Origin of the sequence: Gardnerella washingtoni, from assembly GCF_049262705.1 — a bacterium.
Taxonomy (GTDB): domain Bacteria; phylum Actinomycetota; class Actinomycetes; order Actinomycetales; family Bifidobacteriaceae; genus Bifidobacterium; species Bifidobacterium vaginale_D.
Genome location: NZ_CP058398.1, coordinates 990,170 through 1,011,626, shown reverse-complemented (window position 1 = coordinate 1,011,626; position 21,457 = coordinate 990,170). Strand labels below are relative to the sequence as shown.

The following is a 21,457-nucleotide window of genomic DNA, read 5'->3' as shown; positions in this document are numbered from 1 at the left end:
AGATTGGATTATAAAAATGACAGATACAGCAGCAAACGCTACAGCAGCAAACGTTCCGGCAGTCGTAATGAAGAACGTGCATAAATCATTTGGCAACTTGCAAGTATTAAACGGCATTAATATGACGGTAAACCCGGGTAGTGTAACAGTAATGTTGGGACCTTCCGGATCTGGAAAATCTACGCTTTTGCGCTTAATTAATCAGCTTGAAACGTTGACTTCGGGAAGTATTTGCATTTATGGCGAGCGTATTGGTGTAAAGCAAGTAACGCGTAAAGGAAAGCAATGTTTGCAAGCGCTTGACGATAAGGAAATTGCTCAACAGCGCGCAAAACTTGGTATGGTATTCCAGCGTTTTAACTTATTCCCTCACATGACGGCTTTGGAAAACGTTATGGAAGCGCCTGTGCATGTGTTGCATATGAATACTCAAGAAGCGCACGACTTAGCTGTTGAAGAGCTTAAACGCGTTGGTATGGCTGAGCGTATGAATCATTATCCGGCAGAGCTTTCAGGCGGTCAGCAGCAGCGCGTGGCTATTGCGCGCGCGCTTGCTATGAAGCCGGAGATTATGCTGTTTGATGAGCCTACTTCTGCGCTTGACCCGGAACTTGTTGGCGAAGTGTTAAACGTTATGCGCGATCTTGCAAAAGACGGAATGACGATGATTGTAGTAACGCACGAGATTGGTTTCGCTCGCGAAGTTGCGGATCAAGTCGTGTTCATGGATGGTGGTGTTATTGTCGAACAGGGCACTGCTGATATTATTACGAATCCACAAACTGAGCGTTTTCAAGATTTTCTGCAGCACGTTTTGTAGAACTTGCGCAGCACTAGACGTACGTATCGTTAGACGTAACTTGCGCAGCACTAGACGTAATTTGCGTATCGCTAGACGTAACGTATGTATCGCTAGACGTAACGTACGTATCGCTAGACGTAACTTGCATCACTTTTTTGCGTATTGTTATGTGTATCTCTGGCGTGCGCTCGCTTGTGTATCGTACAATAGAAGATTATGTGTGGCATTGTAGGATACGCAGGTTTTGGAAAAGTTTGCGCAAAACCTTTGGAAGTTTGTTTAGGTGGATTAGAGCGTTTAGAGTATCGCGGTTATGATTCTTCAGGTGTGGCGTTGGTTGCTCCTGGAATGGATCGCGTAACTGTGCGTAAAAAGGCTGGACGTCTAGCTGTGTTACGAAGCGATATTAGTGCGCATCCTATGCCGGAAGCGAGTGCAGCTATTGGGCATACTCGCTGGGCTACTAACGGCGCTCCTTGCGACGTAAACGCGCATCCTCACACGAGTGCTGATAGCAACATTGCGCTTATTCACAACGGCATTATTGAAAATGCTGTGGTATTGAAAGAGCAACTTCACGAAGAAGGCTACGAGTTTTCTTCTCAAACTGACACTGAAGTTGCAGCGAAATTGCTTGGTAAAGTCGCGAACGAAATCGTAAGTGAAACTGGCAAACCGGACTTGTTTACGGCTCTTCGCCGCACTGCAAAAATGCTGAAGGGTGCTTTTACGCTCTTAGCTGTTGATATACGTCAACCGGGTATTGTGGCAGCTGTTCGCCATGATTCGCCATTGGTTGTTGGTCTTGGCGATGGCGAGTACTTCTTGGGTTCAGATGTTGCTGCTTTTGTAGCTTATACGGATCGCGTTTTGGAAGTCGGACAAGATCAGGCTGTTTGCATTGGCAATATTGACGGCGCTGGTAAAGCTGGCCTGCTGCTTACTGATTTTGATGGCAATATTGTTGAAAATCCTACGTGTTTTACAGTTGATTGGGATGCGTCTGCTGTTGAAAAAGGCGGTTGGGATTCCTTTATGGATAAGGAAATTCATGAGGATCCGCACGCTGTTGCCGACACTTTGCGCGGTCGTTTTGATGCTCAGGGAAATATTGTTCTTGACGAAGTACATATTGGTCAGGATGTGTTGCGTGCGATTGACAAGATTATTGTAGTTGCTTGCGGTACGGCAAGTTACGCTGGTTTGGTTGCAAAATATGCGATTGAGCATTGGGTGCGCGTGCCGGTTGAGGTGGAACTTGCGCACGAGTTTCGCTACCGTGACCCTATTTTGACGCATCGCACGCTGGTGGTTGCTATTTCGCAATCGGGTGAAACGATGGACACGCTTATGGCTTTGCGTCACGCGCGCGAGCAGGGAAGTCGCGTGCTTGCAATTTGTAATACGCAAGGTTCGAGTATTCCGCGCGAATCTGATGCTGTGCTTTACACGCACGCTGGTCCGGAAATTGCTGTTGCTTCTACGAAAGCTTTCGTAGCGCAAATTGTGGCAGCATACATGCTTGGTCTGTATTTGGCACAAGTAAAAGGCACAATGTATCGCGACGAAATTCAGCAAATTGTTGCGCAACTTAAAACTATGCCAAGTAAAATCCAGCATGTTCTCGATACGCAATCTGACGCAATCATGAAAGCGGCTGAGCATACGCTGGAAGCTAAGTCTTTCCTATTCTTAGGTAGGCATGTTGGTTACCCGGTTGCTATGGAAGGTGCTCTGAAGCTTAAGGAAATTGCGTACACGTTTACAGAAGGTTTTGCAGCGGGTGAGCTTAAGCACGGTCCGATTGCTCTGGTTGACGCTGGTGAGCCGGTTGTTGTAATCGTTCCTTCTTCTCGTGGGCGAGACGTTTTGCACTCAAAAGTAATCTCCGGTATTGAAGAAGTCAAAGCGCGTGGAGCGTTTACTATAGCGGTTGCGGAAGAAGGGGATCCAGACGCGTCACGTTATGCGGATATTGTGTTCTGGAGGCCTGAGTGTCCAACGCTTTTAAGCCCACTTGTTGACGTAGTTGCGTTGCAATTATTTGCTATGGATATGGCGAAATTGAAAGGCTATGATGTTGATAAGCCGCGAAATCTCGCCAAGTCTGTAACTGTTGAGTAACTTTTGAACAATCGTAAAGCAACTGTAGAGTAAACATAGATTACGCGAAGTACGGATGGCAAAGAGTATGTTTACGTCGGTAAGATTTTTACAACAACGCAAGCAGTGTAGATACTTGCTTATGTCATTACTTTGCATTGTTGTTTTGCTGTTAATTTCAGGCTGCTCTCATGCTGACGCTCGTACGAGCATTACCGTGTGGTCGTGGGAACCAAGTATGAAGCGGCTTGCGGCGGAATTTGAGCGACTTAATCCAGATGTTCGTGTAGTAGTCAAAGATACTAGTGGTTACAATAATTTCAATAGGGCTATTCAAGATGGCTACGGTATGCCAGATGTTGCGCAACTTGAGTATTTTGCGCTTCCACAATACGCTGTTAGCGGTCAGTTGTTAGATATTACGGATCGCGTGCAAGGTACGCAAACGTTTTACACTCCTGGCACATGGTCGTCTGTGCAATTGGGCGGGCGCGTGTATGGGTTGCCTATGGATTCTGGACCAATGGCATGGTTTTATAACGATGATGTGTTTAAGCAGGCTGGTGTTGATGCAACGCAAATACACACTTGGGAAGACTACCGTCACGCCGCTCGAAAGCTGAAAGACATTGGCGTGTATATTGCTGCAGATTCGGGGGATGCGAGCTTTTATAACGCTATGATTTGGCTTGCTGGAGGTAAGCCTTTTATTACTTCGCACGACGGCAAAACGGTGACTGTTCGTTTAGACTACGATAAGGGAACTCAGGCGTTTACTAAGTTTTGGCAGTCTATGATTGACGAAGGCTTAATTGATACGCGCACTACTACGTGGACGCAGCGTTGGAAGAATGGTGTTGGAGCTGGCAAAATTGCTTCTGTATTTGCTGGAGCATGGATGCCGTCGCTGTTGCTTGAGAATGTGCCTGGTACAGCAGGGTTGTGGAAAGTTGCGCAAGTTCCTACTTTGCACGGCGAAAAGCGCAATGCGGAAATGGGTGGTTCTGCGCTGTCAGTGTTGCAGTCAAGCCGAAAGCCGGAAGCTGCATTGCGTTTCGTGAATTTTGTGTGCCATGACATGCAGGGTATTAATACGCGTGTAAGTGGGGGAGCGTTTCCTGCGGATGTTGTGACGCTTGGGGATGCAGCATTTTTGAATCGTACAACTATTCGTGATTCGCGCGGAATTGACATACCGTATTTTGGTGGTCAAAAGTTTAATCAAGTATTTGCTGAGGCTGCAAACAATGTGGATACGGGGTACCGGTATTTGCCGTTTGAAGTGTATTCGCGCAGCGATTTTCGGGCAACTGTTGGTCAAGCGTATGATTGGAGTCGTAAATCGCGCGCTCGTCTGAATGTGCAGTCTATGATTGATGCCGGAATTACGCAGGACGACGGAAGTCAACTGTGGCTTCCGGACGACCCTGGTCCTCGAATTTCCATGAAAAAAGGACTTAAGTTGTGGAGCAAGGATTTGCAAGAATACGGCTACAATCAGGGCTTTATTATGAGGTAGCCGTCGGTATAAAACGTCAAATTTACGCAGTATAAAACGTCAAATTTACGCAGCTTGGGCGAGTAAATCTTGCAAAATGTACAGGTAGATTAGCGTAAATTGAGTAAGCAACTAGCGAAAGTCGAGTAAGCAACTAGTGCAAACTGACTGAGTGACCAGCGTATATTAACTGAGTAACTAGCGTATATTGCGCCGGTAAATCGCAGCCATACCCTTAAAAATAAGATTCGGATCATAATAGTCAATACTTTGCACATCTTGCTCGAATAATCTACCTAAGCCGCCTGTAGCAATCACGGTAAAAGGCTCACCAATTTCAGTTTTGAACTGCTCAATCGTGCGCTCAATGCCGCCCAAAAAACTGTAGTACAGTCCAGCTTGCATGGCAGGACGCGTGGATTTCGCAAGAACCGACTTTGGTCGCGCAATCTCAACTTCTGGAAGCTGAGCTGTGTTATCCCACAAAGCTGCTGCTGCAGTACGAATACCCGTACAAATCAATCCACATGTAATAGATCCGCTTGCATCCACGTAATTGTAGGTAGTAGCGGTACCAAAATCAATCACCAATGCAGGTGCACCGTATTCGCTAAATGCACCAACGCAATCTGCAAGACAATCCGCACCAAGAGAGCGTGGTTCGTCGATGCGGATATTCATGCCAGTTTTAACTCCAGGACCTACAATCATCGGGTCGATTTGCAAGAATTTGATAATACTTGCACGGAATGAGTGCATTACTTTAGGTACTACGGAAGCAACAATCACATCTTCAACGTCGCTTACCTTGAATCCGCTTAAATGCAGGAATTGTGTAATCATAATGCCATATTCGTCGGAAGTGTGATTTGCTTTCGTTGTCATGCGGTATGTGCCGGCAATGTGGTACGTGTCGGAAGTGCTGTGGGTACCGGAAGTGCTGTATGTGTCAGAAGTGCTGTGGGTGCCGGAAGTGCTGTTGTGCTCCAAAAAGCCGAGCACAATATTCGTGTTGCCAATGTCTACTGCTAAAAGCATGAGTTTTCCCCCGTATGAGTGAGGCGTTGTGTTTTGTGGTTGCGTTGTTGTGTATTTGTAGTGTTGTGGTTGCGCGCTATTGTAACTGCGCACCAACGTGCTTTTCGCACGTCTGTAAGTATATGGTAATGCGTGACTTTATAAGCGTAAAGCATAAAGCGTAAAGCGTAAAGCGTAAAGCATAAAGCATAAAGCGTAAAGCATAAAGCATAAAGCATAAAGCGTAAAGCATAAAGAATGTTATTGAAATGTGCCATTGGTAGCAGAGCACAAATCCGCATGAATTATGCATATTTACTGTTTCGAGTTATAGGAGTATACTATAAAAGGTATAGCGAACGCAAATAGTATGTTCACAGTAGAACTTCATCAGCGTACAAAATGAGAGATATGTGCCATTTTATGTGAGTTAACGACTATTGCGTATCACGAGGGTGAGGGAATATGAAGAAAAATATGAAGCATCGCGTGTTAGCAGTGTTGAGTGCTGTTTTGTGTGTGGTTGCTATGACACTGAGCGTGGCAGTACTGCCGGCGATGGCTTATGCCAACATAACGAGGAATCCACTGTTTGCTGCTGCCTTGGCTGCTGTTACTGAGAATAATAAGAGCAAAGATGCAAAAGAGAAGGGTAAAGGTGAAGGTAACAGGGCAGCTAATGGGGAAGCTGGTAGTGAATCTAATGGTGTGGCGTCTGTAAATAACGGCAATGCTAGCGAAGGTGCTGGTAGTGACGCTGGGAATGGCGCAAAATCAGGCAATGATGCCGGTGGTGAAAATAAAAAACCTAATGTTCCAGCGAAAGCTCCTAAGAATGAATCAACAGAAAAAGGCAAGCAAGCAGATAAGAACAAGAAAAATACCGAAGCTAAGAACAAAGACGCAAAAGAGAAGGCTAAAAAGGAAAAAGACGAAAAGAAAAAACAAAATCGCAGCGCGGGTGATGGTGAGAAATTAACACTAGATGAAGTTAAAAAGCTTCCTGCTTGCGTGGCTGAAATTAACGAGGATAATACTAAAGTTACGATTAAGTCTCCATCAGGGGAAGCTAAATGTGCTATCAGTGCCAATGAGAAGAGTGATGCATTTGATGCTATTCGTGAAAAAATTGAGTCTCTCCCTGCTGGTGATGGCAAAATCGATTTTGTAGACGGTGTTAAAGCGTATGGCTACGGTAGTTTGTCAAAAGATAAGGAAGGTCTTTTTTCGGGGGCAAACGTTTCTCACATTCGTAATGGCAAAAACTTTGATGTAAGTAATGTTACGGATATGTCGTATCTGTTTAAGGATTCCTCACTGAGTGTTGATTTCTTTTATGTTAATTTTTATGATCCAACGAGTTTAATTGGTTGGGATGTGAGCAAGGTTACGAATATGGAGAGCATGTTCGAGGGGTGCGCGCGTCTACAAAATCCTAAAGGTATGAGAGATTGGAATGTTAGCAATGTTAAGAACATGAAAAACATGTTCGAGGGGTGCACTGGTTTAGAAAATCTTAGCGGTTTGGAAGGTTGGGATGTGAGCAAGGTTAAGAATATGGAGGGCATGTTCGCGTCTGTTATTAGGAACCAAAATCAACATGATGCTTTGGATATAAACGGGTATGCAGGTGAGATGGCGATTGCTTCGGTTGAACCTTTAAATAAGTGGAATGTTGACAATGTTACGAACATGAACAGAATGTTTGAGGGTTGCACAAGCATAACAGATTTTACTGCTTTGGAAGGTTGGGATACGAAAAACGTTGAGGAAATGATCGGTATGTTCGAATACTGCAAGAGTATGAGTTCGCTTGTATTTTTGGAAAATTGGAATGTAAGTAACGTTAAAGACATGATGGTAATGTTTGCGCTGTGCTACAAGATTAAAAATACTAAGGGCCTAGAAAATTGGAATGTAAGTAACGTTAAAAAAATGGATGGCATGTTTGCATATTGCTCTAAGCTCAATAGTATCAGTGGATTATCTAATTGGAATAAAACAGGTAAGAGCAGTACAGACCAATTAGCTAGCACGTTTAGAATGTTCTATGGCTGCAGTTTTCTTACTAGTCTTCAACCTTTGAGCGGTTGGAATGTTGGCAGTGTTACGGACATGAGCAGCATGTTTGACGGTTGTGGCAGTCTTACTAGTCTTGAACCTTTGGAAAAGTGGAATGTTGACAATGTTACGAAAATGAGTAGCATGTTCAGCAGTTGTAATAGCTTAACCAGTCTTCAACCTTTGAGCGGTTGGAATGTTGGCAGTGTTACGGACATGAGCAGCATGTTCAACGGTTGTAATGGCTTAACCAGTCTTCAACCTTTGAGCGGTTGGAATGTTGGCAGTGTTACGAAAATGAGTAGCATGTTCAGCGGTTGTCATAGCTTGAGTAATCTTAAAGGTCTAGAAAAGTGGAATGTTGGCAGTGTTGAGAACATGGGCAGCATGTTCTCCGATTGCTACTTTGAGCATACAAACAAAAAAGGTGATGTAGTAAAAATAACAGGATTGACTGATATAAGTGCATTGAGTGGCTGGAATGTTGGCAGTGTAACGAATATGTTTAACATGTTCAGTGGTTGTACTCGCTTGGGTAATCTTAAAGGTCTAGAAGGGTGGAATGTTAGCAATGTTACGAATATGTCTAGCATGTTTTCTGATTGCAAAAAACTTACCGGCGCTGTGGATTTAAGCAAGTGGGATATTTCAAAAGTTACGGATTTTACTTTGATGTTTTCCAATGCAGGAGCAGAAAGCGGCGACAGTCTTATATTAGATTTCAGCAATAAGAACTTTACAAAACCTACTAATTCTGAGTCTACTACTGTTTCTGTTGATGGTATGTTTGGTGGTTTTAAAGGCACGTTGATTGCGAATGGATGGGAGTCTCAAGGTTTTGATGATCATCCTGATGATGATCCTATCAAAAGTAATTTTGCTACGGGTGGAATATTCTCCCTCGATGAGAATTATCACAGCAATAATATAGTCGTAACTAATAATGTTACGATTTTAGATACAATTTCAAACGATGATGATTTTAAAAATATTGCATACTACATTCCTGTTAAAGCCAAGCTAATGGAGCCTGGCGATATAAAAAATGACAATATGACATGTGATTGCAATATAGACTCGGGTGGTACTACTTATACGTACTATGTTCATGCACTGTATAATTCGAGTAATTTAGAGAAGAAACAGAATGAAAAATCGCAGGATTATGCGTACAGAGTTGTAAAAAAGAGTTTCGCTTCAAAGTTTAGAAGTGCTATAGATTCTCAATCGGGCGAAGTTACTGGTGGTGAGGAATTTGGTGGAAAAGAAAATTCTAGTTCTAGCTTGCGTAGTGCAAGGTTGAAATCGCGTGTAAAGAGGTTGCAATCTATAAAGAAATCGCGATTTGTAAGAGATGACGGTGATGGAGAAGGAAGTTCTGAACCTGAACCTGAACCTGAACCTGAACCTGAAGAACAGGGCAGTACTTATAAAATCATGTTTAAGAAGTCAAGCGGAACAGGAACTAACTGCGACTGGACAGAACTTAGCGAAGGTGAAAAGGGTGCTGCGCCTGATAATCCAATGTCTCCTGTAACGTTCTTCACTACGATGTACTATTTGGAGACCTTTGTTAAGCCGGTGCCTTTGCCGCATACTGGCGGTCAGTCGGCTGTTATGTTTACGTTCTTGTCTATTGGACTGTTCTCAATGTTCGCGGTTGCTGGGGCGTTCGGTCGTCATGGCTGGGTTGCGTCTGTGCTCTCGGGCACTGCTTTGACTGGGTTTGTGAAGGCTTTTGGCGGCGGTGCGCTCGATATTGCGGCCGGCTTTAAGCACTGCTTCGCGCATTCTGTTGTAAGTGGCTCTATGCTTAAACCTGTTGTAAGTGCGGCAACCGGCTTCTTTGCTCGGTTCCGAACTGACGATTCCACCTTCGGCAAGCACACTAAACAGCGCTAACGTTTATTCGTTACTAACACAGTACGGTTTCTGCGTGCGTAAGTCCACATTTGCGCGCATATTACCATTTTTCGTTCTTCGCGCAGTATGGTTTCTGCGTGCGTAACGTATAATTGCGTTTTTTCGTTACTGGTGCAGATGAGCGACTGCGTTAGTAACGGAAACTATCGCCTCCGCTCCGCCCTGCTTTCGCGCGCGCAATGTTGCGCTCAAGCAGGGCGTCGCGTACGCGAAACACTAGCGGTTTTATTAGTAGTGAGAGATAGGAATTGCTTGTCGAGCAATATAAAAGCGGAGCGATAGTAGTAGTCTTGTTGATGAATAACTATTTCCGCAAAAAAGTAAGCAAAAAACTAAACTTAACTACCTGTCCACTAGTCCAAATGAGGTATAGGAGCGTAGCGCTGCGAGACAAGTAATTCCTATCTCTCACAGCCACATAACCCTGCCCTGCCTTCGTCAATCGAGACGAAGGCAGACCTCGCTTGCGTTGAAAGCACACTGTGCTTTCAACTTTGAGCAAGCTCGGCGCTCCGAGTTGCCTTCGCGCTTATTCCTCACGGCATAGCCGTTCGGCTGATTTGGCATGTGAAGCACACTGTGCTTCACATGCCAAATCACGCTTTGAAGGAGCTTGAAATACCATTGATTTCAAGCTCGGTCAAAGCGAGCGCTCAGGCAGGTCGTCACGCACACCAACCACAACCTAGTTTCTAAAATACAACCACACTAATCTGCCCTGCCTTCGTCTTTATTGACGAAGGCAGACCTCGCTTGCGTTGAAAGCACACTGTGCTTTCAACCTTGAGCAAGCTCGGCGCTCCGAATTGCTTTCGCGCGCGCAATGCTGCGCTCAAGCAGGTCGTTGGCGCACACAAAACACAACCTAGTTTCTAAAGCACAGCCACATAATCCTGCCCTGCCTTCGTCAATCGAGACGAAGGCAGACCTCGCTTGCGTTGAAAGCACACTGTGCTTTCAACTTTGAACAAGCTCGGCGCTCCGAGTTGCCTTCGCGCTTATTCCTCACGGCATAGCCGTTCGGCTGATTTGGCATGTGAAGCACACTGTGCTTCACAATTGAGCCAAATCACGCTTTGAAGGAGCTTGAAATACCATTGATTTCAAGCTCGGTCAAAGCGAGCGCTCAAGCAGGTCGGAGCGCTATTCGTTGAACATGTCTGAGTGCGTTCCCGTGCGAGAAAGCACGAGTACCACGTCATCGTTATCTATGCGATATATAAGCAGCCAGTCTGATTTTACATGGCATTCGCGGAATCCTAAATAGTTGCCTGTAAGTGCGTGGTCACAGTATCTTTCAGCGAGTTTCTCTTGCGGTGCAATCATTCGCACGACACTATCTAAGAGTTTTATGTCGTAGCCACGCTTTTTTATACGCTTAAGATCTCTTTTGAATGAGTTTAATAATACGACTTTTAGGCTCATTTTAGTGCGTCCTCCAATGCTTCGGTAACATTGTCGTAGCGCTTGTACTCTTCTGGATGCGCTTTCATGTAGTCATATTCCTTAAACGCGGCGATTGTTTCTTTATTGTATTTTGGCTGTTTTAAGTCGAAGGGGAGTCCTTCTACCATAAGCGACTTGTGCAAGAACATGTTGATTGCGTCGCTAAGAGTTATGCCAAAGCTGGCGAATAATTCTTCTGCCTGTGCTTTAACATCCTTGGTGACGCGCACGTTGATGCTTGCGGTTTTCGCTGCGGTTTTTGCTTTCGTTGTGGTTGCTGTTGCGCTGATTGCCATAATATGCTCCTTGATTTTATACTTATAATTTTTGCTTCTATAAGCGCATTAGTTTTCTTGACTCGTTAATTTTGTTTAATTTTGATTTGTTTTTCTAGCTCTTTTATATTCATATATCAACTTTTATTACATTCTACAATGTATTGCACTGTTATACAATATTATATAAACGTTTTACACTGTATTACAATTGCATTACGTTTGCTGTGCGTTTACGTTTACTGTGCAACTTGCTTAAAATTCAAAGTTTTTGAATTCGGCGTTAAAAACTTTCGTATTTTGGTAAGTTTTTGACTTCCGCGTTAAAAACTTTGTTGCTATTGCAGATTGCGTTTGGAGCAAATAACCGTATGACACGCTCCAAACGCGAGATAAGTTCCCCACGTTTGGAGCAGTTCACCAAACAAAACCCTCCAAACGCGAGATAAGTTCCCCACGTTTGGAGCGACGACCTGCTTGAGCGCTACGATTTAGCGCGCGAAAGCAAGCTCAGCAGCGAGGCGCTTATAGTGCGAGCATCAGCCATTTTTTGGAACATTTGCCGGAAAATTACCCGGCGTCTGCGCGAGTAACGAAAAAACGGGATTATACGTTACTAATGCAGTACGCAAACTGCGCGAGTAACGAATAAACACTTTTATGCGTTATTAACGCAGTACGCAAACTGCGCGAGTAACGAAAAAACGGGATTATACGTTACTAACGCAGTACGCAAACTGCGCGAGTAATGAAAAACGGTAAGCTCACGCGAGCTTACCGTTTTTATGGAGCATTTGCGGGAGATTTTCTCCGGCAAATGTAGTTGTTTTGTCTAATTTTTGGAACATTTGCCGGAGTTACGAATCAGATTACAAATCTAGGAAAAGCTGGTGGATCCGCGTATCGTCGTCAAGCTCCGGGTGGAAGGATGTGCCGATTTGGTTGCCTTGGCGCGCGGCAACAACGTGTCCGTCAACAGTTGCAAGAACTTCAGCATGAGAGCCGACTTCTGCAATATAAGGCGCGCGAATAAACGTCATCGGCACCTTGCCAAGATCGCCAAAATCAGCTTCGCAGTGGAAACTTCCGAGCTGGCGGCCGTAAGCGTTGCGCTTAACTGTTACATCCAGCGTACCGAAGCCGTTCACCTCGTTACCTTCCACGTTCTTCGCAAGCAAAATCAAGCCTGCGCAAGTGCCAAGAACCGGCATACCGCCAGCAATCCTCTCACGCAAAGGCTCGAGCATATTTTGCTCGCGAAGAAGCTTAGCTTGCACGGTGCTTTCGCCGCCCGGCAACACTAATCTGTCGAAAGACTGCTCCAAATCGCGCGCCTGACGAAGCTCTATTACGCGCGCGCCCAGCTCTTCCAGCATCAAGCGATGCTCAAGAAAAGCTCCCTGAACAGCTAAAACAGCTACAGTGTGAGTGGAGTTACCAGTAGTGGAGTTACCAGTAGTGGAGTTACCAGTAGTGGAGTTACCAGTAGTGGAGTTACCAGTAGTGGAGTTATCAGTATTGATAGGGGAGTTTGTCAAAATCACTCGCCTCGCTCAGCCATCAAAAGCTTAATTTCCTGCTCATTAATGCCAACCATAGCTTCGCCCAAATTCTCAGAAAGCTTAGCAATCATCTTGGCATCTTTGTAATTAGTTACAGCCTTCACGATTGCGGCGGCGCGCTTGGCTGGGTCGCCCGACTTAAAAATGCCGGAGCCAACGAACACGCCTTCAGCACCAAGCTGCATCATTAAAGCAGCATCGGCTGGGGTAGCAACACCACCTGCAGCGAAGTTCACGACAGGAAGCTTGCCATTCTGCGCAACGTACTTTACAAGTTCAAATGGCACGCGCAAATTCTTAGCTTCCTCAAAAAGCTCATCCTCACGCATGCTGGTGAGCTTACGAATTGCGGAATTCATCATGCGCATGTGACGCACTGCCTGAATCACGTCGCCAGTGCCCGGCTCGCCCTTGGTGCGAATCATAGAAGCGCCTTCGTTGATTCGGCGCAAAGCCTCGCCCAAATCCTTAGCACCGCAAACGAAAGGTACAGCAAAATCGCGCTTATTAATATGGTATACGTCATCGGCTGGGGAAAGAACTTCGCTTTCGTCAATATAATCAATCTCAATAGCCTCAAGCACCTGAGCTTCAACAAAGTGGCCAATACGGCACTTTGCCATCACAGGAATAGACACAGCCTCCTGAATGCCGTGAATCATTGCTGGGTCGCTCATGCGAGAAACGCCACCAGCTGCGCGAATATCTGCAGGAATACGCTCCAAAGCCATAACTGCGCAAGCTCCAGAATCTTCAGCAATTCGCGCCTGCTCTGGGGTAGTGACGTCCATAATGACGCCGCCTTTAAGCATTTGTGCAAGCTGACGGTTTAAAGCGGTGCGGTCTTCGCCGCTTTGATTTTGCGGATCTGAGGATTCGTTCACGGTTACTGTAGTATTCAAGTTCTCAGCCATCATTCCTCGCTTTGTGTGAGATGCGTTTTGTGCAGTTTTTGCACTGTATGCGCCTTGTTACGTTGCTTTACATCTGTATGTTTCGCAAATTTGCATGCATTTGCGCAGTAATTTTTGCAGATTATTGCGCACGTTTGCAAGTTTGCGTTCTGTTGGCATTTAACCACATTCGTAGGATATATATCTCGTAAAGCGTATGTATTTCATACATATTACAACTTTTATGAATATTACAACCTTGTGTGTGCTTACTTGTGTGTGCTTACTTGTGTGTGCTTGCGAATTTGCTTATTCATTCATACAAATTATTTTCATACCAATTATTGATGAGCTTTTTCATACAAATTATTGGTAAGTTTTTTGGATGAGTGCACGGTGAGCCTGGTTTGTTAATAGGCTACGATTGGTAAAGCCTGCGACTTGAGGCGTAATGAGTAAATTGTTACAACTTGCAATTGCAATTGCGCTGTAGCGTTGAGCAAAATAAAGAAGTAAATAGTAATAAAAATAAATAGTAATAAAAAATTAGTACCATTTATATGCCATTGAGAAAGGTTATGGTATGGGTAACACAAAACCCGAGGAAGGCGTGCACGAAGAAATCGGCGCGACCGAAATGTTCTCTGGTAAATCTCAAGCGAGTACTTCTCAAGCGAGTACTCCTCAAGCGAGTACTGACGAATCGCTGAATGCTGCTGCAAAATCACATAATTCTTCGAGTAAGCATAAGCTCAGTAAACCTTGGTTATTTGCGATAGCGGTTATTGCAATTGTTGTAATAAGCGCGATTTTTGCTACGTTTACTACGCAGCACCAATCTCATTCATTGCCGATGTCATCAACGATATCGCACAAAACTGTCACAATCGGTTTAAAACTTGCTCCTACAAATCTCGATATTCGCAATCAATCTGGTTCTGCACTTGATCAGCTGCTTATTGGCAATGTGTACGAAGGTTTAGTTGCTCGTAATGCAAAAAACCAAGTTTCACCTTCCTTGGCAAAAAGCTGGGAAGTAAGCAAAGATGGTTTGCGCTATACGTTCCATCTTCGTAAGAATGCTGTATTTTCTAACGGTCACAAGCTGACGGCAAAGGACGCAGCATGGTCGTTTAACGAACTTGTTGATAAGCAGTATCGCGGATCGAATATGGTTGGCAAAGTTGAGTCAGCAAAAGCGAAGGATGATTACACATTTGAAATTACGCTTAAAGAGCCAAATGCTAAGTTACTGTGGGCACTTTGCAGTCGCTCCGGTTTAGTATTCGACAAAAATGCTCAATACGATGCTAAAACGCAAGCAGTTGGTTCCGGACCGTACGTAATCGACAAGTTCGTGCCGAACGATCGCGTTGTATTAAAAGCAAATCCGCGTTATAAAGGTATTCATCCTGCGCAAACCAGCAAAATTGTTGTGCGCTATTTTGTAGACGATAATGCTGCTGTTGACGCGCTTTCTTCTGGTGCTGTGCAAGCGCTGGCACCTATTTCTGGTCAACTTGCTAAGCCTTTTAAAGATGATTCCAAGCGTTACGTAGTGCGTGCTGGAAACGGTACCGACAAATTTGTACTTGCTATGAATATGAAGGGTGAGCGTACGAAAGATAAGCGCGTACGTCAGGCTATTCGCTACGCAATTGACCACAAGCAAATTATTGCATCTCGTGGCGGCACAGACGTGTCACTTGGTGGACCAATTCCGTCTCTCGACCCTGGCTATGAGGACTTAACGAAGTTGTATCCGCATGATGTACGTCGCGCAAAGGCGCTTATGAAAGAAGCTGGCTTCGATGAGTCGCATCCGTTGCAGCTTTCGCTTACTTATCCGAATATTTACGGTACGCAACTTGGTGACCAGTTGCGCTCGCAGCTTAAGCCGGTCGGTATTGATTTGAAGGTGAATGTGGTTGAGTTTACTACTTGGCTGCAGGATGTGTATAAGAATAAGCAGTATGATTTGTCGATGGTTGATCACAATGAGAGTCACGATTTTGGTCAGTGGGCGGATCCTACTTACTACTACGGTTATGACAATAAGCAAGTGCAGGATTTGTACGCTAAGGCAATGCTGAGTGCGTCCGAAAGTGATTCGGCTAAATTGCTTGCTAAGGCTGCGCGAATTATTAGCAAGGATGCGCCGGCTGATTGGCTGTTTAATTACCGCGTGGTGACTGCGAAGGTGAAGAATCTTGAAGGCATGCCTTTTGACATGAATCAGGAGATTTTGCCGCTGTACAATTTGCGGCTTAGCTAGTGTTGGATTTGCTAAGCGCAAATCAAGAGACACTAACGCAGAACGCAATCTGCACCAGTAACGAAAAAACGACATTATATGTTACTAACGCAGAACGCAATCTGCACCAGTAACGAAAAAACGACATTATACGTTACTAACGCAGAACGCCAACTGCACCAGTAACAAAAAAATGCGTCTATCCGTTACTAACGCAGAACGCCAACTGCACCAGTAACAAAAAAATGCGTCTATCCGTTACTGGCGCAGCGCGACGACTGCGCGCGTGTCTGAATTCGTGTACTTGCGCTGCGCTTCAACTGGAAGTCCATAAAAAAGGAGGCGGTTTATGTTTCGTATGATATGCCAACGTTTGCTGCTTTTTATTGCGGCATTATTGTGCATTTCTGCGGCTGTTTTTCTTGCGCTTCGCGTGCTTCCTGGCGATGTTGCACAAGTGATGGCTGGTCTTAATGCTCCTCGTGGCAAAGTTGAGCAACTGCGCGCTGAGCTTGGCTTGAATAAGCCGCTTTTTACACAATATTCGGATTGGCTTTGTGGTGTTTTGCGTGGCGATTTTGGTGTATCTATGTTGACTGGTCGTTCTGTAAGCACGACTATTGCTAGTCGCGCGACTATTACTTTTCCGCTGATTTTTTTGGGTCTTGCAATTGCGCTCGCAATCGGTATTCCTCTTGGCTGCTGGCAGGTAACTCGCGATGGAAAGCCAATTCAGGCGATTTTGCGTTTTGCTGCTCTTGTCGCAGGCTCTGTGCCAGCTTTATGGGGAGGTATGTTGCTTATTTTGTTGCTTGGTCGAGGTGTAGGTGTGGCGAACTTACTGCCGACGCAAGGTTTTCCGACGGATGGTTGGAGCGATTTTTCTGAAGCGTTTTTGTCGCTATTGTTGCCGGCAATTACAGTTGGAATTATTGTTGGTTCTAGTTTTATGCGCTACACAACAGCTGTTTTGGAGAATATTGCGCATAGTGAGGTTCTGACTCAGGCAATGGCTTGCGGCATGACACGTAAGCAGGCTGTGTGGCGAGTTGGTTTGCGTTTGGCGCTTCCGCAGTTGGTTTCTGTTGTCGGTTTGACTTTTGCTCATATGGTGATGGGTGTGATGGTTATTGAAAACCTATTTTCGTTACCTGGTATGGGTATGGGGATGATTCGTGACGTTGGTTTGCGTGATTTAATTGCTGCTCAAGGTGAGCTTTTTATGCTGGCTGCATTGTTCTTGCTTATTGGCTTAGTGATTGATATTACGCATCGTCTGCTTGATGCTCGACTATCTGAAGATGCAGTTGAACGTTAATTTTTGGTGATTATGTTAGTTGATTATGTTAGTTGATTATGTTAGTTGATTATGTTGAGGTTTCAGGAAGATGATGTTGTGAGCAAGACACAATCCGCAGCTCGTCCCGCGGCTCGTACCGCAGCACAATCTGCAGCTCGTCCTGCAGTGCAATCTGCAGCGCAATCTGCAACTCAATTCATAGCGCACTCAACTATGCTCCAACGCATCTGGCATGCAACTTTCGGTAAATTCGTGTGCGCTACGCTTGCACTGTGGCTTGCTGTTGCTGCTATATCATTGTTTTGGACGCCTTACGCTCTTGTGAAAACAAATGGCTACGAAGTGTGGCAGAAGCCTTCGTTTGCGCATTGGCTTGGCACGGATGGCACTGGTGCAGATATGCTGAGCTGGCTTATGGCAGGCTCTAGAATTGAGCTTGTGTTAGTCGTCTGCACGGTGTTGGTGTCGGCTGTCATCGGTGTGGTGTTGCTGAGTTTGATGATCGCTCGTTTTCGCTTGGTTCGCGCCATAAGCATTATGGCAGTGGATGCGCTTATTTCTATTCCGACTGTGCTAATTGCGTTGATGCTTGCTGTGCCAATGGGTGCAAGTGTTGCTGTGATTGTGCTTGCTTGCGGCGTGGGCTATGGTTTGAATTTAGCGCGTATTGTGCGACCAAGTGCCCAGCTTGTTTTGCAATCGGATTATGTCAATTCTGCAATTTCTCAAGGTGCTTCAAGACGTTATGTGTTATTCCGTCATGTTTTGCCTAATATTATGCCTGTTGCTTTTGTGCAGCTTTCGCTTTCTGCAGGAACGGTGATTTTAGCGGAAAGCGGTTTAACGTATTTAGGTGTTGGTGTTCCTTCTGGCGTGCCAAGTTGGGGGCGTGTTTTGGCAACTTCTGTAACGCTTATTCATGTAAATCCTTTGGCGGTTGTGTGGCCTGGTTTGATGGTGACTGTGGTTGTTGTAGCATTGAATCTTTTAGGCGATGTATTGCGTACAGCATTACATCCTTCTGCGAAACCGCCAAAAATACAAAAATTACGAAAAATCAACAAAAACTGTCAAAAAATCGCCAATAACTACGAAAGCTACGAAAACTACGAAAGCTACGAAACTGTAAAGCTGCAAAAGGGTAAAGGAATAAAGTAGGCGCACAATGAGCTTAGATATTCAAAATCTTGTGTTACGTCTTGATGAACAACTCATTCTTGACCATGTATCACTGCATGTTAACGATGGTGAGCGAGTTGGCTTAGTTGGTTCTTCTGGTTCTGGCAAGTCTATGCTTCTTCGTGCTGCTACTGGTTTGCTGCCAGTTCGCGCTCAAGTTTCTGGTTCGTGTGTTCTAGGGAGCATGCAAACGGTTGGTGCTAGCGATGAAAGTCTTGCGCATTTTCGTGGGAAATACGTGGGGGTGGTATTTCAGCAGGCGAATCGCGCATTAAATCCAATGCTCAGTGTTGAGGAGCAGATTTCGCTTCCTTTACGCATCCACTATCATCTTGATGCTGATGATGTTCATAATCGTGTGCTTACTATGCTTGATAAAGTTGGTTTGCCGCAGAATATTGCTTCTCAACGCACGTTTGAGCTTTCCGGCGGTCAGCAGCAGCGAGTTGGTATTGCTACTGCGCTTATTACTTCTCCTCGCTTGATTTTGGCTGATGAGCCTACGACTGCGCTTGATTCTGTTACTCAGCGCGATGTTGTACGCATGCTGGCGTCACTTGTAGACGATATGGGTGCTTCGATGCTTTTTGTAACACATGATTTTTCGGTGCTCTCTCACGCTGCAAAGCGTTGCTATGTGCTTGATTCTGGGCGATTGGTTGATAGTGCAGATGTGCAAGATTTGCTTGAAAATCCACATGTAACTTCAACGTTGCAATTGGTGAGTGCGGCTAAAAAGTTGACGTTGCGCTCGCAAAAATTGGATTCTACGAAAGTTAATTCAATAAAATTTACTGCTGAAAATAGTAATATCGAAAATAGTAATAGTAAAAGTAGTAATAGCGAAAATAATAATACTGAAAATAACAATATCGAAAATAATAATAGAATTACGAAAGATAGTGGAAATAGTACAGATTTAGCACTGATTGTAGCGAAAAATATTCACGTTATTTTGGGGCATGGAAAGCGTTGTGCAGAAGTGCTGAAGGGTGTTGATGTGTGCGTTCGCGCAGGTGAATCGTTAGCGATTATTGGTGGATCTGGTTCTGGTAAAACAACGCTTATTCGCTCAATACTAGGGCTTCAAGAAATTTCTGCTGGAAGTATTGCGTATGATGGGAAAATCCTGCATTCTGTGCATTCGACAAATAATACGAATAGTGCAAATAATGCAAATTGCGTAAGTAATTCTACGAATACTCAGAATTACGTAAATAATTCCACAATCCTCTCGAAGTACAAAAAAATTTCAGCTTATGATATGCTTCGTAAAGAAACTTCTCTTGTTTTCCAGCATCCATTTGCGGCTTTAGATCCGCGTTGGACAGTTCGCTCAAGTGTTGCAGAACCGCTTGAAATATGGCGAAAATCGTTGCGATTAGACAATGAAACTATTCGTCAGCGAGTTGATGACGCGTTGATATTAGTGGGCTTGCCTCCCAAAGATTTTGCTGAACGCTACCCTCACGAACTTTCTGGTGGTCAAGCACAATGCGTTTGTATTGCTCGCGCTTTAATCAATAATCCGCGCGTTTTGGTTGCAGACGAGCCAATGAGCGCAATTGACGTTGCCGAGCGCACTCGTATTCTCGACGCTTTTGCCGCTATTAGAAAAGAACGCCCAACAATGTCCTGCATTTTCGTAAGTCACGATTTAGGAATGATTCAGCATGTAGCAACGCGTGTTATGGTGCTTCATGATGGGGAAGTTGTGGAATCTGGCAGCGTTAGCGATGTGCTGAATCGTCCTCAACATGATTACACTCGTGCGCTTGTGAACGCAGCAAGTATGTAAACTGAAATCTCTCAACTAACAAATCTTTCAACTAACAAATCTTTCAACTAACAAATCTTTCAACTAACAAATCTTTCAACTAACAAATCTTTCAACTCATTAGGCGACTTGTCTACTATAGAAGTAGTCAGTACGCTAAAGAGTACGTTGTTTATTGTGTAGTTACATGAAGGGACTATTTATGAGTGAACAGAATGCCTCGCGACCTCGTCCAGAGAGCTTTGAACTCGATCACACGAAAGTCAAAGCACCTTATGTGCGTTATATCGATACGCAACAAGGTCCTCATGGTGATGTTATTTCTAATTATGATATTCGCTTAACACAGCCTAATGAGGAAGCGATTCCTACAGCTGCTTTGCATACTATTGAGCATACAATTGCGGTGTTGCTTCGTGAGCGTATTGACGGTTATATTGATTGCTCGCCGTTTGGTTGCCGTACTGGTTTTCATTTGCTTACGTGGGGTGAGCATAGCACTGAAGATGTGGCGCGCGCTTTGAAGGAATCGCTTGAGTTTATTGCGTATAAAGCCACTTGGGATGATATTCCTGCAACAACTATTAAATCTTGCGGCAATTATAGAGATCATAGTTTATTTGGTGCGCGTCAATGGTGTAAAGATATTCTAGCGAAGGGAATTAGTTCGGATCCTTTTGAACGCAAGATTGTGTGAGCAATCTCAACTAACTTTGCGTGACTTGCGTAGTCTTGCGCAATTTTATTTGCTTTCTTTGAGAGGTTGGTATGGAAGATATAACATTAAGAAAAGCAACGCTTGGTGACTTGCGAAATATTGAGCATATTTATGAAAATGCTCGCAAATTTATGCGCGTTACTGGCAATCCGCATCAGTGGGGGAATAGTTTTCCGCTTGTCTCAAGTGTTGTTGAAGACATTCGTTTAAAGCGTTTCTATGTGATTGTTGATGAAGATCCTGAATCAGGTAACGAGCGTATTCTAGCGCAATTCGCATTATGCGAAGGTGTTGATGAAGTGTATGCCAGCATTGACGGTGCGTGGCTTGATGATGTTTCTCCTTACGTAACTATTCACCGCTTAGCATCGTCAGGTATAAAACCGAAAATGGCAACAGCATGCTTACATTGGGCGCAGCAGCACTATAGTAATGTGCGCATTGACACGCATCCAGATAACGCAATTATGCAAAAAATAATTACGCGCGCAGGTTTTAGTCGTTGTGGATTAGTTGTTATTCCAGATCGCGCACACAGCGCAACACGCATTGCGTACCAATGGTTGCAATCGCGCAATCATGTGCTATGAAATGCGCATATGTTCTTAAAAAGCTTATGGAGAGTATGCAAAAGAGCATGTAGCATTAA

14 protein-coding genes and 1 pseudogene are annotated in these 21,457 nt (G+C 44.6%); 10 read left to right on the top strand and 5 right to left on the bottom strand.

Translation table 11 applies throughout. The features are described 5' to 3' along the window. Positions 1-16 precede the first annotated feature (16 nt). The 3 genes from HXT28_RS03810 to HXT28_RS03800 all read left to right on the top strand — a co-directional run bounded on the left by HXT28_RS03810 (position 17) and on the right by HXT28_RS03800 (position 4,424). Complete coding sequence (locus HXT28_RS03810; RefSeq protein ID WP_016637009.1) at positions 17-820, top strand: amino acid ABC transporter ATP-binding protein; 804 nt, start codon at positions 17-19, stop codon at positions 818-820. 198 nt (positions 821-1,018) lie between these two features. Beyond that, complete coding sequence (gene glmS, locus HXT28_RS03805) at positions 1,019-2,926, top strand: glutamine--fructose-6-phosphate transaminase (isomerizing) (RefSeq protein WP_422113282.1); 1,908 nt, start codon at positions 1,019-1,021, stop codon at positions 2,924-2,926. A 121-nt stretch (positions 2,927-3,047) separates the two neighbouring features. Then, positions 3,048-4,424, top strand: a complete 1,377-nt coding sequence (locus tag HXT28_RS03800; RefSeq protein ID WP_422113701.1) for an extracellular solute-binding protein — start codon at positions 3,048-3,050, stop codon at positions 4,422-4,424. A 177-nt stretch (positions 4,425-4,601) separates the two neighbouring features. Here HXT28_RS03800 and HXT28_RS03795 read toward each other — a convergent pair whose 3' ends face one another. Next, entirely contained in the window at positions 4,602-5,441 is an 840-nt protein-coding gene (locus HXT28_RS03795; protein WP_422113281.1) for a type III pantothenate kinase, read from the bottom strand. Between the two features lie 444 nt (positions 5,442-5,885). Between HXT28_RS03795 and HXT28_RS03790 the strand changes: the two genes are divergently transcribed. Further along, positions 5,886-9,383 (top strand): BspA family leucine-rich repeat surface protein, encoded by a 3,498-nt coding sequence (locus HXT28_RS03790; protein WP_422113280.1) that lies wholly within the window; start codon positions 5,886-5,888, stop codon positions 9,381-9,383. 1,164 nt (positions 9,384-10,547) lie between these two features. On the opposite strand, the gene HXT28_RS03785 is transcribed toward HXT28_RS03790, so the two are convergent. The 4 genes from HXT28_RS03785 to pdxS form a co-directional block, all read right to left on the bottom strand. After that, the gene (locus tag HXT28_RS03785; protein WP_422113279.1) at positions 10,548-10,829 is read right to left on the bottom strand and encodes a type II toxin-antitoxin system YafQ family toxin; all 282 of its coding nucleotides are present in this window, start codon (positions 10,827-10,829) and stop codon (positions 10,548-10,550) included. Continuing rightward, positions 10,826-11,146 (bottom strand): type II toxin-antitoxin system RelB/DinJ family antitoxin, encoded by a 321-nt coding sequence (locus tag HXT28_RS03780; protein WP_422113278.1) that lies wholly within the window; start codon positions 11,144-11,146, stop codon positions 10,826-10,828. Before HXT28_RS03780 ends, HXT28_RS03785 begins: the two co-directional genes overlap by 4 nt. A gap of 848 nt (positions 11,147-11,994) precedes the next feature. Further along, entirely contained in the window at positions 11,995-12,669 is a 675-nt protein-coding gene (gene pdxT / locus HXT28_RS03775) for a pyridoxal 5'-phosphate synthase glutaminase subunit PdxT (protein WP_422113277.1), read from the bottom strand. Continuing rightward, on the bottom strand, positions 12,666-13,499 hold the full coding sequence (gene pdxS / locus HXT28_RS03770) for a pyridoxal 5'-phosphate synthase lyase subunit PdxS (protein WP_050397242.1): 834 nt from the start codon (positions 13,497-13,499) through the stop codon (positions 12,666-12,668). The genes pdxT and pdxS overlap by 4 nt, the downstream gene beginning before the upstream one ends. A 664-nt stretch (positions 13,500-14,163) precedes the next feature. Between pdxS and HXT28_RS03765 the strand changes: the two genes are divergently transcribed. From HXT28_RS03765 to HXT28_RS03740, 6 genes and pseudogenes are all read left to right on the top strand, one after another. Beyond that, positions 14,164-15,855 (top strand): ABC transporter substrate-binding protein, encoded by a 1,692-nt coding sequence (locus HXT28_RS03765; RefSeq protein WP_422113276.1) that lies wholly within the window; start codon positions 14,164-14,166, stop codon positions 15,853-15,855. Between the two features lie 328 nt (positions 15,856-16,183). Next, the gene (locus tag HXT28_RS03760; protein WP_422113275.1) at positions 16,184-17,152 is read left to right on the top strand and encodes an ABC transporter permease; all 969 of its coding nucleotides are present in this window, start codon (positions 16,184-16,186) and stop codon (positions 17,150-17,152) included. Between the two features lie 195 nt (positions 17,153-17,347). Continuing rightward, positions 17,348-18,166: pseudogene (locus HXT28_RS03755) on the top strand (ABC transporter permease); the annotation flags it as partial. Between the two features lie 133 nt (positions 18,167-18,299). Further along, positions 18,300-20,111, top strand: a complete 1,812-nt coding sequence (locus tag HXT28_RS03750; protein WP_422113274.1) for an ABC transporter ATP-binding protein — start codon at positions 18,300-18,302, stop codon at positions 20,109-20,111. A 181-nt stretch (positions 20,112-20,292) separates the two neighbouring features. Next, complete coding sequence (locus HXT28_RS03745; protein WP_422113273.1) at positions 20,293-20,787, top strand: S-ribosylhomocysteine lyase; 495 nt, start codon at positions 20,293-20,295, stop codon at positions 20,785-20,787. Between the two features lie 71 nt (positions 20,788-20,858). Further along, positions 20,859-21,398: a hypothetical protein gene (locus HXT28_RS03740; protein ID WP_016637114.1), complete on the top strand. Its 540-nt coding sequence runs from the start codon at positions 20,859-20,861 to the stop codon at positions 21,396-21,398. Positions 21,399-21,457 lie beyond the last annotated feature (59 nt).